The sequence below is a fragment of the Mesorhizobium sp. AD1-1 genome, from assembly GCF_020164655.1.
In the GTDB taxonomy this organism is placed as follows: Bacteria; Pseudomonadota; Alphaproteobacteria; order Rhizobiales; family Rhizobiaceae; genus Mesorhizobium; species Mesorhizobium ciceri.
This window is the reverse complement of the sequence record NZ_JAIUGP010000002.1, coordinates 581,970-596,243: the sequence shown is the minus strand read 5'-3', so window position 1 is coordinate 596,243 and position 14,274 is coordinate 581,970. Positions and strand designations below refer to the sequence as shown.

19 protein-coding genes are annotated in these 14,274 nt (G+C 63.7%); 13 read left to right on the top strand and 6 right to left on the bottom strand.

Annotated elements, in window-relative coordinates:
• The first annotated feature begins 111 nt into the window (after positions 1-111).
• The 3 genes from LB519_RS06375 (at position 112) to LB519_RS06365 (ending at position 2,404) form a co-directional block, all read left to right on the top strand.
• A complete protein-coding gene (locus tag LB519_RS06375; RefSeq protein WP_024502197.1) occupies positions 112-435 on the top strand; it encodes a hypothetical protein in 324 nt (107 codons plus the stop codon).
• Between the two features lie 294 nt (positions 436-729).
• Positions 730-1,713: a threonine/serine dehydratase gene (locus LB519_RS06370; RefSeq protein ID WP_027161221.1), complete on the top strand. Its 984-nt coding sequence runs from the start codon at positions 730-732 to the stop codon at positions 1,711-1,713.
• A 91-nt stretch (positions 1,714-1,804) separates the two neighbouring features.
• Positions 1,805-2,404 (top strand): DNA-3-methyladenine glycosylase, encoded by a 600-nt coding sequence (locus tag LB519_RS06365; protein ID WP_224619088.1) that lies wholly within the window; start codon positions 1,805-1,807, stop codon positions 2,402-2,404.
• 43 nt (positions 2,405-2,447) lie between these two features.
• On the opposite strand, the gene LB519_RS06360 is transcribed toward LB519_RS06365, so the two are convergent.
• Complete coding sequence (locus tag LB519_RS06360; protein ID WP_027161223.1) at positions 2,448-3,050, bottom strand: NADPH-dependent F420 reductase; 603 nt, start codon at positions 3,048-3,050, stop codon at positions 2,448-2,450.
• A 119-nt stretch (positions 3,051-3,169) separates the two neighbouring features.
• Here LB519_RS06360 and LB519_RS06355 point away from each other — a divergent pair, with 119 nt between their 5' ends.
• The 3 genes from LB519_RS06355 to LB519_RS06345 all read left to right on the top strand — a co-directional run bounded on the left by LB519_RS06355 (position 3,170) and on the right by LB519_RS06345 (position 4,881).
• Positions 3,170-4,099 carry a LysR family transcriptional regulator gene (locus LB519_RS06355; protein ID WP_224619086.1) on the top strand — a complete coding sequence of 310 codons (930 nt, stop codon included), beginning with the start codon at positions 3,170-3,172 and terminating at the stop codon, positions 4,097-4,099.
• A gap of 139 nt (positions 4,100-4,238) precedes the next feature.
• Positions 4,239-4,520 carry a hypothetical protein gene (locus LB519_RS06350; protein ID WP_063173459.1) on the top strand — a complete coding sequence of 94 codons (282 nt, stop codon included), beginning with the start codon at positions 4,239-4,241 and terminating at the stop codon, positions 4,518-4,520.
• Positions 4,510-4,881, top strand: a complete 372-nt coding sequence (locus tag LB519_RS06345) for a hypothetical protein (protein ID WP_063173458.1) — start codon at positions 4,510-4,512, stop codon at positions 4,879-4,881. Before LB519_RS06350 ends, LB519_RS06345 begins: the two co-directional genes overlap by 11 nt.
• 619 nt (positions 4,882-5,500) lie before the next feature.
• Here LB519_RS06345 and LB519_RS06340 read toward each other — a convergent pair.
• The 4 genes from LB519_RS06340 to LB519_RS06325 are packed head-to-tail and all read right to left on the bottom strand — an operon-like array spanning position 5,501 to position 9,199.
• The gene (locus tag LB519_RS06340) at positions 5,501-6,637 is read right to left on the bottom strand and encodes an ABC transporter permease (protein ID WP_064992708.1); all 1,137 of its coding nucleotides are present in this window, start codon (positions 6,635-6,637) and stop codon (positions 5,501-5,503) included.
• Positions 6,634-7,554 (bottom strand): ABC transporter ATP-binding protein, encoded by a 921-nt coding sequence (locus LB519_RS06335; protein WP_224619084.1) that lies wholly within the window; start codon positions 7,552-7,554, stop codon positions 6,634-6,636. Before LB519_RS06335 ends, LB519_RS06340 begins: the two co-directional genes overlap by 4 nt.
• Positions 7,551-8,504 carry an HlyD family secretion protein gene (locus tag LB519_RS06330; protein ID WP_013528657.1) on the bottom strand — a complete coding sequence of 318 codons (954 nt, stop codon included), beginning with the start codon at positions 8,502-8,504 and terminating at the stop codon, positions 7,551-7,553. Before LB519_RS06330 ends, LB519_RS06335 begins: the two co-directional genes overlap by 4 nt.
• Complete coding sequence (locus tag LB519_RS06325; protein WP_224619083.1) at positions 8,501-9,199, bottom strand: CerR family C-terminal domain-containing protein; 699 nt, start codon at positions 9,197-9,199, stop codon at positions 8,501-8,503. Before LB519_RS06325 ends, LB519_RS06330 begins: the two co-directional genes overlap by 4 nt.
• A gap of 90 nt (positions 9,200-9,289) precedes the next feature.
• On the opposite strand from LB519_RS06325, the gene LB519_RS06320 reads away from it, so the two are divergent.
• The 3 genes from LB519_RS06320 to LB519_RS06310 all read left to right on the top strand — a co-directional run bounded on the left by LB519_RS06320 (position 9,290) and on the right by LB519_RS06310 (position 11,590).
• Entirely contained in the window at positions 9,290-9,763 is a 474-nt protein-coding gene (locus LB519_RS06320; RefSeq protein WP_224619082.1) for a CYTH domain-containing protein, read from the top strand.
• Entirely contained in the window at positions 9,760-10,692 is a 933-nt protein-coding gene (locus tag LB519_RS06315; protein ID WP_224619081.1) for a CHAD domain-containing protein, read from the top strand. Before LB519_RS06320 ends, LB519_RS06315 begins: the two co-directional genes overlap by 4 nt.
• Before the next feature lie 91 nt (positions 10,693-10,783).
• Complete coding sequence (locus tag LB519_RS06310) at positions 10,784-11,590, top strand: lipo-like protein (protein ID WP_224619080.1); 807 nt, start codon at positions 10,784-10,786, stop codon at positions 11,588-11,590.
• A gap of 54 nt (positions 11,591-11,644) precedes the next feature.
• On the opposite strand, the gene LB519_RS06305 is transcribed toward LB519_RS06310, so the two are convergent.
• Positions 11,645-12,616, bottom strand: coding sequence for a helix-turn-helix transcriptional regulator (locus LB519_RS06305; protein WP_224619079.1), 972 nt, complete (start codon positions 12,614-12,616; stop codon positions 11,645-11,647).
• A gap of 179 nt (positions 12,617-12,795) precedes the next feature.
• Here LB519_RS06305 and LB519_RS06300 point away from each other — a divergent pair, with 179 nt between their 5' ends.
• Genes LB519_RS06300 through LB519_RS06285 form a run of 4 tightly spaced genes read left to right on the top strand, consistent with a single transcriptional unit; the run spans position 12,796 to position 14,269 of the window.
• The gene (locus LB519_RS06300; RefSeq protein ID WP_023813481.1) at positions 12,796-12,939 is read left to right on the top strand and encodes a hypothetical protein; all 144 of its coding nucleotides are present in this window, start codon (positions 12,796-12,798) and stop codon (positions 12,937-12,939) included.
• An 11-nt stretch (positions 12,940-12,950) separates the two neighbouring features.
• Positions 12,951-13,295, top strand: coding sequence for a hypothetical protein (locus LB519_RS06295; protein ID WP_127365456.1), 345 nt, complete (start codon positions 12,951-12,953; stop codon positions 13,293-13,295).
• Positions 13,288-13,806, top strand: coding sequence for a hypothetical protein (locus LB519_RS06290; RefSeq protein WP_127370965.1), 519 nt, complete (start codon positions 13,288-13,290; stop codon positions 13,804-13,806). The genes LB519_RS06295 and LB519_RS06290 overlap by 8 nt, the downstream gene beginning before the upstream one ends.
• A 1-nt stretch (position 13,807) precedes the next feature.
• Entirely contained in the window at positions 13,808-14,269 is a 462-nt protein-coding gene (locus LB519_RS06285; RefSeq protein WP_127366868.1) for a hypothetical protein, read from the top strand.
• The last annotated feature ends 5 nt before the right edge of the window (positions 14,270-14,274 follow it).

Here is a 14,274-nt window from a genome sequence, read left to right as displayed (position 1 = left end):
CGCTTGGGTCGCGGTCAAGATTTGTTGAAGCTCGCATACCGGGCCGACCCCTTCATTATCAGTGAATGTTCACCTATATAATTCAACCCAGCCAGAACAAGGAACCCGCAGATGACGGCAAAACAGCCTCCGCATCCCTATGACCCAAAGCCCGTTCTCGATCTCATCGCCAGCATCGAAGCCGATCTGCAGCGCCTGAAAGGCCTGGTCGAGCAGCAGGTCGAGAAATTCGACCCCGCCAATCCGCACAACAAGGCGCCGGACGGCAAACTGACCGAGGAAGGCGTCGAGTGCTGCTACCGCATGTTCGACGAGGGCAAGTCGCGCTATTCGGTCGCCCAGCAGATGAAGATATCCTTTGCCGCCGCCAGCCACCGCTTCAACAACTGGCGCAAGCTGGGCGGGAGCAAGAGGCAGAGGACGCTGTTGGGGTGAACTCGTGGGACGGCGGCGGGACGGCGCCCCCCTCTGTCCTACCGGACATCTCCCCCACGAGGGGAGATTGTCAGCTTCATTAGGTGTGCCCCTTCTTCAACGTTGGAAATTGGCGAAAGCGGATACTCAGCCGATCTCCCCACCCGTGGGGAGATGTCCGGCAGGCCAGAGGGGGGCGTGCAGCCGAGGCGTTGGCGACCGCCTCGCTAAACCTTGTAACGGTCACATTTTTCCCATGGTGCGCCGCCTCCCTTTGCGGGCATCATGGAAAGACCCCTGTCCACTGGACCTCACATGACCGCCACCACCCCTCCCGGCATCGCCGACATCCACGCCGCCGCCGCGCGTCTCGCCGGCCTGATCGTCGAAACCCCGTTGATCGAATCGCAGGAGCTGAACAAGCGCTTCGGCGGCCGCATCCTGTTCAAGCCGGAGACGCTGCAGCGTACCGGCTCGTTCAAGTTCCGTGGTGCCTACAACAAGCTGTCGTCGCTGAGCGACGAAGAACGCAGCCAGGGCGTCGTCGCCTTCTCGTCGGGCAATCATGCGCAGGGTGTCGCCGCTTCGGCCGCGATGTTCGGCGTCAAGGCGGTCATCGCCATGCCTTCAGACGCGCCGGCGATGAAGATCGCTAACGTCCGCAAGATGGGGGCGGAGGTGGTGCCGTTCGACCGCTTTCGCGACGACCGCATGAGCGTGGTTCGCCCTTACGTGGAAAGAGGCATGGTGCTGGTGCCACCCTTCGACGACCCGGCCATCATTGCGGGCCAAGGCACGATCGGCCTCGAATTGATGCGCCAGGCAAAAGCGCTTGGCGTCGACCTCGACGCGGTCGTCATTCCCTGCGGCGGCGGCGGCCTGACCAGCGGCATTTCGGTTGCCGTCAAGGACGCCTCGCCCAACACTGCGGTCTGGGCGGTGGAGCCCGAGCATTTCGACGACACCCGCCGGTCGCTGGCCGCCGGCGCCAGGGTGTCGAACGAACCCGGCCACGCGTCGATCTGCGACGCGATCCTGACCGCGGAGCCCGGCCTGATCACCTTCGAGATCAACCGCAGGAACCTGGCAGGCGGCATCGCCGTCTCCGACAAGGCGACGGCACAGGCGATGCGCGACGCCATGGCCTATCTCAAGCTGGTGGTCGAGCCCGGCGGCTGCGTGGCGTTGGCGGCGCTGTCGTCGGGCGAGATCGAACTGTCCGGCAAATGCGTTGCCGTGGTGCTGTCCGGCGGCAATGTCGATTTCGGCACTTATGCCGGGATCATGGCGGCGGCTTGAGACGAGATGTCCAAGGGGTCCGACATGGATCTGAGGCAGGTTTCGCCTTGGATCACTCCTCGCCCGCCTCCAAATCGTCGGCGGGCTGAACATGGTCATCTACCGCCCGCTCACGCGTTCTGAGCTGCCCGACGATACAGCATCCCTTGCCCGCACTCTCATCGGCAAGATCGTGGTGCGCGAACTGCCCGAAGGCATCGCCAGCGGCCGCATCGTCGAGACCGAGGCCTATGTGACCGGCGATGCCGCCGGGCACGGCTACCGGGGCCAGACGCCGCGCAACCGTTCGTTGTTTCTCGAGGCTGGGCACGCTTATGTCTATCTCGCCTACGGCATCTCCTACATGCTCAACGTCTCGAGCGAGATGCCGGGGGTCGGAACCGGCGTGCTCATCAGGGCACTCGAACCGCTCGAAGGCATCGCGCTCATGCGGCTCAATCGCGGCATCGAGCGCTTGCGCGACCTTGCGCGAGGACCGGGAAGGCTGGCCCAGGCGTTGCGGATCGATCGTTCGCTCGACGGGCTCGATCTCTGCCGCAAAGGCCCGCTATGGCTGGCACGCGATGATCATGAACCCGACGAAATAGGGGAAAGCGTCAGGATCGGTATTTCGAAAGATGCGGACCGCCTGCTGCGATTCCATGTCAGAAAGAGCCCGTTCGTCAGCGGCCCAGCTTCGCTGAACGGCTAGACGACGGGCTGGTCGCCAGCAAGAGGACGCCAGCCTGGGTGCATTATTCGAAGCGAACGAGATTGAGGACCGGCAACGGACCGCCCGGAAATTGGACGAGGCGAGCGCCGAGCGCCAGGGGTCCGAGATCTATGCCATGGAAGCCAAGCCTGCCGATCAGCGCGCCGATTTCAGCCTTGGCCTGCGCGTCGTCACCCGAATAGAACAGCACGCGCTTGCCGCCTTCCGCCGCCGGGTCGTCGGCCAACAGCTGTGCCAGCAAATGGTTGAACGCCTTCACCACCCTGGCGCCAGGCACGAGATCGGTAAACACCTCACTTGAGAAACGGCCGCCGAGATCGACCGGCCTGAACAGCGGCGCCTCGATCGAGTTGTTGGCGTCGATGACGATGCGCCCGTTCCAGTCGGGCAGGCCGGCAAGTGCTCCCGGAAGCTTCGACCAGTTGACCGCGACAAGCACAATGTCCTTGGCCGCCGCCTCTTGCAGCGTGCCGGCCTTGATCGAGGGGCCGATTGACGTAACGAGTTCCGCCAGTGTCTCCGGGCCGCGGCTGTTGGCGATGGTGGCCTCGATGCCGTTCCTGGCCAGCGTTCGGGCGAATGCCTGGCCGATATTGCCGGCGCCGATGATGCCGATGCTGTTCATGATCTTCACTCCGTTGGTTCGTGTGGAGTGGATATCGCCCTTTTATTGGCCTAGGATTAGCCGGTATTTGCTTGTCTTATTCTCAAACATCAGTTGAAGATTGTTCGTTACGGAGAACGATGGAGACGCTCGCCAACCTCGAATCCTTCGTTCGCAGTGCGGAAGCCGGCGGCTTTTCCGCCGCCGCGCGGCTGCTCGGGCTGACACCTGCCGCCGTCAGCCGCAACGTTGCCATGCTGGAGCGCAATCTCGGCCTGCGCCTGTTCCATCGCTCGACGCGCAAACTCGCGCTGACCGAAGCCGGCGAGCGTTTTCTGCACGACATTGGCGGCAATCTCGAAGCGCTGCAGGACGCCATTGCGGCAACGTCCAGTGGCGGCAGCGAACCAGCCGGCGTGCTCAAGCTCAGCCTGTCGCCGACGTTTGGCATCGCCTATTGCCTGCCTCTGCTGCCGGCATTTCTCATGCGCTATCCGCTCATCCGCCCGGAATGGCATTTCGAGAACCGACCGGTGGACCTCGTGGCCGAGGGCTATGATGCGGCAATCGGCGGTGGCTTCGACCTCTCGCCGGGCGTCGTATCGCGGTCGCTGGCGCCGGTCCACGTCATCGCCGTCGCCTCGCCCGCCTATATGGCAGCGCAGACGCCTCCGACCGATCCTTCCGGCCTTGCCGCCTTCGATGGCATTCTCATGCGCTCGCTCGGTACCGGCCGCATCCGTCACTGGACGATGCGGGATGCCGCAGGCAATGAGATGGCGGGCTCACCGCGCGAGACCATTGTCGTCAACGATCCGGCCGCCATGCGGCAAGCCGCCCTGCTGGGGCTTGGTGTCACCATGATCGCGGTGCCGGACGCACTGCAGCATCTTGAAAATGGTAACCTCGTCCGGGTGCTGCCCCGCTGGTATGCCGATGCCGGCGCGCTCTCGATCTACTTCGCCAGCCGCAGGCTGCTGCCCGGGAAAACCCGCGTCTTCATCGATTTCGTCGTCGACGCTTTCCGACGCGAACACTTTGCCGAGCGCTTCGCCGGCAGCCTCGGGTGAGGCTCGAGGGAAGCCAGCGGACACCCGCTTCGCCTTGGGACGACGACGCCACGAGGGGATTAGATAGTTGACAGACCCTAGGCTAGGCAGGAGGCCGGTGATGTGAGTCGCGCACAGATTTCATTGTGTAAGGAAGCATATGCCGGATACCGAAGGAAAGATGTCGCCAGAAGAGCAAAAGAAGGCGATAGACTGGCTAAACAGAAAAGCTCCGAACATGGTGTGCCCGGCATGCAAGCATTCTTCGTTTGCCATTGTCGAGCATATTTTGACCCCTCAGATTCACTATGGCGGGAGCATCATCATGGGCGGTCCGAATTATCCGCAATTCATGGTCGTCTGCAACAATTGCAGTCACATGCTCACCTTCAGTGCCATCGCGTCCGGTGTCATACCAAAGGACCCGTCCGATGGAAAATGAGGTGCAAATTACTCAGACGACAACTTACACAGAAAGACCCGCAGAGCCGATCCGGCTTGTCATGGGGTCTCGCGAAATGAGGTGCTACACCGTCACCGATAGCGAACTGAAGCAGCTAGGGCTTGCGAACCTGGCTATCTCCGGAACGTTTGGGATTGGATCGGCGTTTTTCGCCTTTGGTCTCGATGTCTACAAAGACACGGAGATGGCGGCGCAAATCCCAGCGGCAGCCCAAGCTATGGTCGGCGTAGTGCAGCCCATTTGCCTCTATATCGGTATCGCTCTTTGGATAGCCTCCGGAGCGCTGCTTTATTGGCGGCACGGGATGCTCGACATCATAAAAAAGGAATCGAAGTCCTAGGCGCTACCCAGCCAGCCGTAGGGGGATTGGCCCGCTAAAGCACGCGCATGTGTTTCCTTAGCCCCGTTTGTGCCGTGTTTGCCTGTGAAAACCGGGTACGGCGACGCCTTAGGGTCGTCGGGCACCTACGAATCACCTAATGTTTGGTTTGGCCTACTCCAGACCGTCCACAGGACCCGCCCTGATAACCGGCGGGGCGCGATCCTGCGTACCTGGTCAACCGGGGGTTATCCCGGCGGAGGACAAGAACATGGTAGCATGTTCATGGCCGAAGGCTGTACACGTCGTATTTTACTGGCGTGTACAGTTCGGACGATTGGAATTCGTCCGAGAGCATTGTCGGTCCTACCCGACGGTGTAATTAGTAAGAGACTTCAACTCCAAGCCCCGCTTCGGCGGGGTTTTTTTTAACAAGCGAATCTTGGCCGTATTCGACCGCTTTTGCAATCGTTTCGTCACCGTTCCGGTGCAATTATTTTGATGGGCTTGGACCTCTTTTCAGGCACGGGAGGCGCCTTGACCGCCTTCTTAGTTGCTGCGTTCAAGGGCTCTTCGGAATCGGTGGTCTCAATCTTGCGCGCCAGTTCACATATATAATCGCCCTCCACGAGCGCGGCGTCTAATCCAGCGTCCGCCGGAATCGCACCAATGCTACGCCGGCAAACAAAGCCACGAACACCACCAGCCAACCGATCTCGCCGGCAACCGCCGGCAGTTCGGCGCCCTTCAGCATCACCGCGCGGGTGATGCGCAGGAAATGCGTCAGCGGGAAGATCTCGCCGAAGATTTGTGCCCAGTCCGGCATGCCGCGATACGGGAACATGAAGCCGGACAGCATGATCGACGGCAGGAAGAAGAAGAAGGTGAGTTGGAGCGCCTGCATCTGCGTGCGGGCGATGGTCGAAATCGTGTAGCCGAGCAGCACCAGCGCCAGCACGAAGATCAGCACGGCGGTCAGGAGCAGCGACATCGATCCGGTGAAGGGGATGGCGAACAGAAGTTTCGCCGCCGCCAGCACCACCACCACCTGCACGCCGCCGACCGCCAGATAGGGCAGCACCTTGCCCATCATGATCTCGAGCGGGCTGGACGGCATCGCCAGCAGGTTCTCCATCGTTCCGCGCTCGGTCTCGCGTGTCAGCGCGATCGAGGTCATCATCACCATGGTCATCTGCAGGATGACGCCCAGCAGGCCGGGCACGATGTTGTATTGCGAGATGCCTTCGGGATTGTAGCGCCGGTGTACGACGACATCGAGCTGACCCTTGGCGGCCTCGGCGGCGGCTTCCTGCGTGCCTTGCGCCCTCAGCAGCGCCTGGCTGGCGACTGTGCCGAGCGTCGAGATGGCGCCGCTTGCCACCGCCGGGTCGGTGGCGTCGGCCTCGATGAGTATCTGCGGGCTGTTGCCGCTCTCCACCCTCCTGGCGAAATCGGCCGGGATGGTGACGACGAAGGCAACGTCGCCGCGCGATATCAGGAACTCGGCCTCGGCGGCACTTTGCGCGACATGGTCGAAACGATAGTAACCGGTGGTCTGCAGCGCCGCGACAATGGCGCGCGTATAGGGATCGTTGCTCGTCGCCACGAGTGCTGCCGGCAGGCTTTTCGGGTCGTTGTTGATGGCGTAGCCGAAAAGCACCAATTGTATCAGCGGCACGCCGAGCATCATGGCGAAGGTGATGCGGTCGCGCCGCATCTGGATGAATTCCTTGATCAGCAAGGCGCCAAGCCGGGCGAAGGAAAAGACGCTGTTCATGCCATGTTGTCCTTCGAGCCGGACATGAACTGGATGAAGACGTCCTCGAGGCTGGTTTCGCCGGGCGAAACTTTCACGCCCTTGTGCTCTCTCTCGACATCGGCAAGCGCGGCTTCGAGCTTCTTCTTGTCGGAGCCGACGACATGCAGCGTCGCGCCGAACGGCGCCACCTGATCGACGCCGGGGCGGCCCTGAAGCGCTTCGGCGACCTGATCGAGGCGCGGACCCTGCAGGACGAAGGTGGTCAGCCCGGCATTTTTCACCACTTCGGCGACAGTGCCGGTGGCCAGCATCTTGCCATAGGAGATGTAGCTGATGCGGTGGCAGCGCTCGGCTTCGTCCATATAGTGGGTGGAGACCAGCACGGTCAGCCCGCCGCTGGCGAGGCGATGGATCTCGTCCCAGAACTCGCGCCTCGCCTTCGGGTCGACACCGGCCGTAGGCTCGTCGAGCAGCAGCAATTTCGGCTTGTGCATGATGCAGGCGGCCAGCGCCAGCCGCTGCTTCCAGCCGCCCGACAAGGTGCCGGCCAGCTGGTTGCGGCGCGACGTCAGGCCGAGGTCCTCCAGCGTGCTCGCGACATGCCCCTCGACCGGCTTCAGCCGGTAGAGCCGCGCGACGAATTCGAGATTCTCGCCGATCGTCAGATCCTCGTAGAACGAGAATTTCTGCGTCATGTAGCCGACTTCGCGCTTGATGCGCAGGCTGTCGGTGCGGATGTTGAAGCCGAGCACCGTGCCTTCGCCCTCGTCCGGGGTCAGCAGGCCGCACATGATGCGGATGGTGGTCGTCTTGCCCGAACCGTTGGGGCCGAGAAAGCCGACGATCTCGCCCTCGGCAACCGACATCGTCACATGGTCGACGACGGTCTTGTCGCCAAAGCGCTTGACCAGGCCGTGGACGTCGATGGCGTTCATCTTGCGCTGTCCGCCAGATCGACATCGACGATCTGGCCCGGTTGCAGCGGGCCGGCATCGCCCTCCGGCCGCGCCTCGACCAGGTAGACCAGCTTCTGCCGGTTCTCGAGCGAATAGATCACCGGCGGGGTGAACTCGGGATCTGGCGAGACGTAGCTGACGCGCGCCTTCACATCCGGGCCGCAGCCGTCGCAATGGACGCCGAGCAAGGTGCCGACCTTGACCGAGGAGAAGGCGCTCTCCGGGATATAGACGCTGAGCTTCACCGCGCCGTCGGGCAGGATCGAGATGACCGGCGCGGTCGGACCTGATGTATCGCCCGGATTGCGGATGACGTCGTTGACGCGGCCCGGCGAAGGGGCTGCCAGGACGCGCTTCGACAGCCGCCACTGCGCCTGCTCCAACGCGGCCTGCGCCTGCTTGACCTGATTGTCGGCGGCCTTGATCGTCTCGGGGCGCGCCGGCAGGCCGCCGACGGCGAGATTGGATTTGGCCTGGCCGACCTGCGCATTGGCCGTTTCGAGCGTGGCCGACGCGGTGTCGAAATCCGCTTGCGTGCCGGCGCCGCGCTTGAACAGATCGGCGGCGCGGTCGTATTTGCGCTTGGCGTCGGCGGCCTGGGCGCTGGCCATATCGACCTCGGCCTTCAGCACGGCGATCTCTTCCGGCCGCTTGCCGATCTGCAGGTCGGCGAGTTGTGCCTGCGCCTGTGCAAGGCTTGCCTGCGCCTGCGCCACAGCGATCTTTGCATCGGCGCTTTCCAGCGTCACAACGGTGGTGCCGGGCATGACACGGTCGCCGCGCTTGACCGTGACGGTCTCTACCTGCGCCACCTCGATCGGCGCCAGCAGCACGTAGTCGCCTTCGACATAGCCGACGGCCAGCGGTGCTGCCGGGGCACAGGCCGAGAAGAGCTGCGCGGCGAGCGGCAGCGAACACAGAAAGCTCATGGTCTTTGCCCCTTTGTCTTTGCCCCTTTTCTGGCGGCGAATATGGCCTTGAGATTGCCCGATGTGACCGCCACCACCTTGGCGGCCTCCGCGGCGCCGATATCGGGCCAGCCCATGCGGCGCATCACCGCCTCACGGCCGATGCGGAAATAGATGACCTGGCCGATCAGCGTGAACACGGTGAGCCTTGTGGCCTCGCTTTCGGCGGGCTCGCCAGTTGCCTGTTCCCACAGCTGGCACAGCCGGCGATGGCTCGGCTCGAAGACACCGTCATAGATACGATCGAGGGCTGCCGTTGGATGGGAAAGTTCGCGCAGGATGAACTGCACGATCTCACCGGCCTGCGGACTGGCCACGACAAAGCCGACCATTCGCTCCAGCGCCGCGAAGAGCTGCGCCTGCGCTGCCTCCGGACCGACCGGCGCGGGCGCCTGTGCATTGCCGAGCGCCGGGCCGGCGACCGTCTGGATGGTCTCGACGATAAAGTCGGCGGCGGCCGTGCGAAGACCCTCCTTGCCGCCGAAATGATAGGCGATCGAGCCTATATTGGCTCGCGCCTCGGCGGCGATCTCGCGCGTCGAGGTGCCGTCGAAGCCCTGCCGTCCGAACAGCTTCAGTGCCGCCTGGACAAGCGCCGCGCGCGTCATCTCGGCGGGCTCGCGACGAAGAACTTTGGGCTCAGGTAGTTTGATCATAAGTGCACTTTAATCAATCGATTGATTAAAGTCAACTTCTGTTCGTCATTGTCTTGCCATCGACGGCGGCAAACGCTTTAGTGCGCGGCCATGGGCAAGGAAGTCGAACGAAAATTCCTGGTCACCAGCACCGCATGGCGGGAGTTGGCCGAGGCCAATATCCGCATTCTCCAGTTCTATCTCGCTGCCGGCCCCGGGCGCACAGTGCGCATCCGCATCAGCGACGGCACTTCCGCCAAGCTGACGCTCAAATTCGGCAGCAAAGCGCGCGAGCGCGACGAATTCGAATACCCGATCCCGCTGTCGGAGGCGATGGAGATGCTGGACTTCGCCATCGGACGTGTCATCGAGAAGACACGTCACCATGTTAGGCACCGTGGCTATCTCTACGAAGTCGATGTCTTTGGCGGACCGCTTGCGGGACTTGTGGTCGCCGAACTTGAGACGCCGGAGGACGTGCCGGACGAAATGCTGCCCGACTGGCTCGGCCGTGAAGTCACCGGCGAGCAGAAATTCTACAACGCGTCGCTCGCCCTTGGTGGGATTCCGGAGATCGCCGCATGAGCTTTCGCATCGATCCGCGCCTGCCGCTGACCGGCGAGGTCAGGAGAATCCTTGCCGAGGAGATCGGCAAGGCGCTGCATCATCTTGACGCCGCACGGAGCCGGCCGGAACAGGCGCTGCACAAATGCCGCAAGCGGCTGAAGAGCGCTCGCGCCTTGTTGCGGCTTGTTCGTTCCGGTGACGAAACATTCTGTGAGACAGAAAACCAGTGCTACCGCAACGTGGCGGCCCTGCTTGCCGGCCCGCGCGAGGCGACAGCGCTGATCGAGACCATCGACCGCCTGGCGGCAAGCTTTCCCAAGGAGAGCGCCGACGATGGGCTGGGCGCGGTTCGCGACAGGCTGATCGCGCGCCAGCATGAATTGCACGAAGGTACAGGGCTCGAAGCGGCGATCGGTGCTGCGACCGCCGCCTGCGAGGAGGGCCTGCACCGCATCGGCACGCTGGCCTTGCCCGACCAGCCGGAACAGGCGGCCGACGTGCTTGCCGAAGGCGCCCGCGTCACGCTGCGCCGCGCCAGGAAGGCGCTCGCCAAGGCCGGATCGCGGGGAGCGGCCGATGATTTCCACGATCTGCGCAAGGCGGCCAAGACCCACGGCATGCATCTGTCGCTGCTCGGCAGGCTGTGGCCGACACCGATCAAGGCAAGGCGCAAGGCGGTCGACGAACTGGGCGAGCGGCTGGGCGACCTGCACGATGTGCTGGTGATGCGCGCCCTGCTCGAGGCCGACGACCAGCTGCTCGGGCCGCCCGAGGACACGAAACTTCTGGCCAAGCTTTTGAAGCGGTCGGAGAAGCAGCTGAAGAAGAGCTGCCTTGCCTCGGCGGCCGAGCTGTTCGGCGACAGTCCCAAACGCTCGACACGCAAACTGGCCCGCAAGGCGCGCGACGATCTGGCTGCGCCGCCGGAAGAGGCCGCGGCATCGTAGGATGACTTGGCGCTTTTCCTCTCGGTCCTGACGGGGGGAAGAAAGGCGTGCGCTAGCCCTCATTACCCGCCCATGCTAATCGCCATGGAGTATGACCGAGCCCGGCGACACGCTTCTGGATCGACTTGGCCGCTGGCTTGCCGGCCGGCTGCAGGAAGAATCGTCCGGCTACGAGCCATACACCCCATCCGATGCCGAAACGCTGCGTCGCACGCTTGAGCCCGGCGACATCCTGCTGATCGAGGGCAACCAGAAGATCTCGGCGGCGATCAAGTACCTGACCCAGTCGACCTGGTCGCATGCGGCCTTCTATATCGGCGATGCCTTGCCCGCGCCGGCGGACGGCTCGGAGCGGCCGCGCCTGATCGAGGTCACGATCGGCGAAGGCTGCGTCGCCATTCCATTGTCGCTCTACCGCACCTACAACACCCGTATCTGCCGGGCGAGTGGGCTGGCGCCGGAGGATCGCGACAAGGTCGTCGCCTTCATGATCGGCAAGCTCGGCCTGAAATACGACCTCAAGAACATTTTCGACATGCTGCGTTTTTTCTTCCCGACACCGCCGGTGCCGGTGCGCTGGCGCCGCCGCATGCTGGCCTTCGGTTCCGGCGATCCGACACGGGCGATCTGCTCGACGCTGATTGCCGAGGCCTATGGCCAGATCCGCTATCCGATCCTGCCCGAGATCACCCGTGCGCCCGGCCGCGCCTCGGCGCAGTCGAACTATTCGCGCAAGGAAATCTTGCACATCCGCCACCATTCGCTCTACACGCCGCGCGATTTCGACCTGTCGCCCTATTTCCGCATCGTCAAGCCGACGCTGGAATATGGTTTCGACTACCGGGCGGTGACCTGGGACGACAAGCTTGCCGATCCCGGGGCCAAGGCCGCCGAATAAACGCGATCAAATGAGTCCAGCCGCTGCACAGGACCGCTGGCCGGCGGCCGGGCGTCAGTGCTTGCAAGCCGCGGCCCGCACGTCCGAGGGTGTGGCGTCATAACGGCGACGGAACGCCCGGTTGAAATAGGAAAGGTCGTTGAAGCCGGCCTCGTAGGCGATCGCGGTGATGCTGCGTCCGGCATGGCGCGGATCGCCGAGCATGCGATGCGCGCGCGCCAGCCGTTGGGTCATCATGAAATCAATCAAGGATGTGCCATCGCTCTCGAACAGCTTGCGGACGTAGCGGGCCGACAGTCCGTGGCGGGCGGCGACGTCCTGCGCCGACAGGTCGACATGGCCACCATGCGCGACGATATCGGCCTTGATGGCGCGCAAGCGGGCAACGCTGACGCCGCGGCCGCGTGCGATCTGGGCCGCATCCCTGGTCGCGCCCATGGCGAGTGCGGCAAGGTCGAAAACATGTGCCGCCGCAAGGTGGCAGGCCTCCGCAGTCAACTCGTCTCCGACCTCCTGGATCGAGCTGATATAGTCGAGCAACAGCCGCATCGCCCCGCTTTGGGTCGGCAAGGGCCGCATAAGAACCGCGGCCGGATCGCCGATCAGAGGCGAAAGCTGCTTGCGCGAAAAACTCAGATTGACGAAGCGAAACCCGCCGGCGCCGATCAGGTTGAGGCCAACCTCTTCACCGTTCATCATCAGCGCCTGGCCGTTGCCGACCGCCTCCTCGCGGCCGCGATGCTTCATCACACTGCCCCCGTCGAGGGCCGCCAGGAGAACGAAGTCGTCATTGTCGATCAGCGACGACGTACGATGCACCCGGAATTCCGATGAGCTGCCGGTGGCGATGCCGAGGCCTGGCAACGCGCGCACCCGCATGTCGATCTGCGCCGGCGCCAGCGGATCGAGGTCCACCCTCAGAACCGTGCGGCCGTAAACCTCACGCGTGATCTCGACGCGATCCCGCTCCGGAAACATCTCCGTCGCCAGCCTGAATGAAGCTGACGTCCCCATCGTCGCAGTCATCGACACCCCCCATGCCCAAGAGCGCGGTCATATGCGCCGGAGCCTGCAAAACGTCAATCCCGGGCCGTTTTGGCCGCTTTCAGTGCCGTTCTGTCCAAGCTGCCCCCCTTTTATGCCCCTAGTTTGCGGCGCGATTCCGGAACCGGAACCGCATTGGCGGCAATCCAAAGGGGGGCACGATGTTTCATTTGCAACTGTTCAAGACGCTGTCGGCACTGGCTGCGGCAGGGTTCAATCCGCGTGTCTATCTGCTGTCGATCGCCTTGGGCAACGCAGTGACCGATCATCGCGAGGCCAAGCTGCCGCCGCGCGCTGCCCGATGATGAGCAGCACCATGAAAAAGAGCATTTTCCTGGCCCTGACCATTGCCCTGGCGGGCTGCCAAACGGGCCAGGTCGACGACAAGCCGGCATCGATCGCGAGCGCGGCCGGCAGCAAGAAGGCCCGGAACGAACCGACGACGGAAACGGCCTGCGCCGATGCGGCCAAGAAGGCGGCGAAGGCGCAGACCAATGCGGCTCTGCTCGGCGGTGTGCTGTCGATGGCGGGGGGTCTTGGCGGTCTGGCTGGCAATGGTGGGGTCATTGCCGGCCAGGCCGCCTCGATCGGCGGCTCGGTTCTGCAGTCCCAGGCAACGAGCAGTGCCCGGGCCGGCATTGCGCAGGACTGTTATGGCTGAGCGGCGTTTCGCAGCCATGCGCCGGCTGGCCGGCGCGCTCGCACTTGCCGGCATGATCTTCGACAGCCCGCCTGCCTTGGCCCTGACAGCGCGGGATGCGTCGGCGGTCGTCGGCCTGATCGAGGCCTTGCAGCCCGAATTCGGTCAGTTCGCCTATGACGAGGAGATCGCCGCCGACTGGTACGAGCGCGATGCCGCGGACAAGGGCTTGATCGGCACCGCCGGTTTCACCGCCGACAGCTGGAAGGTCGCGCTTGGAGAGACCATGCGCGGGTTCCTGGCGACGATGCCGGTCGCAGAACTCGATGCCATTTTCGCCAAGCTCAGAAATGCCATATCCGGCATGAGGGAGCTGACCGAGGCACAGAAGACAGAGACCATCGCTGCGATCGACGAAGAGGTCGAAGGGTTGATGGCCTTGCGGGCCGAGGGCGACCCCTTCGCCGATGTCGTCAGGCCGCTGACGCCAAAAATCCGCAGCCTCATCCTCGGCCCGGCGATGGGGCAATAGGATGTTGGACAACAAGAAACGGCTGGCGGGAAAAGCAACTCCGGGCGGGAGCCTCGAGGCCGAACATCGCGATATTTTTCCAGCCACGGCACGTGTCGGGCGAGGCAGTCCGATCGCGATGCTGATCTGCCTGCTGGCCTCCGGCTGCAGCCAGACGGCCGCCAGCCCGCCGATCACGCCAGACCAGCATGCGCAATTGGCGGAGTTGGCGGCCGGCCCGGACTCGCCGGCAGGTCTCGGCGAGGCCCTGGCTGCAGTCGAGGCGACCAGGAAAATGCAGGACTGCCGGGCGCGTATGAACGAGACGGTCGGGCAGATGAAGACGATCGGCGCCGTCAATGGCGCGGTCGGCGTCGCCGGTCGCATGGCGGGTCCGGGGGGCAAGACAGCGGCAAAAATGGTGGCGGTCGGCACTGCCAGGGTCGTGCGCGGCAAGCTCAGCCGCCAGATGCAATCGTGCTGAGACGA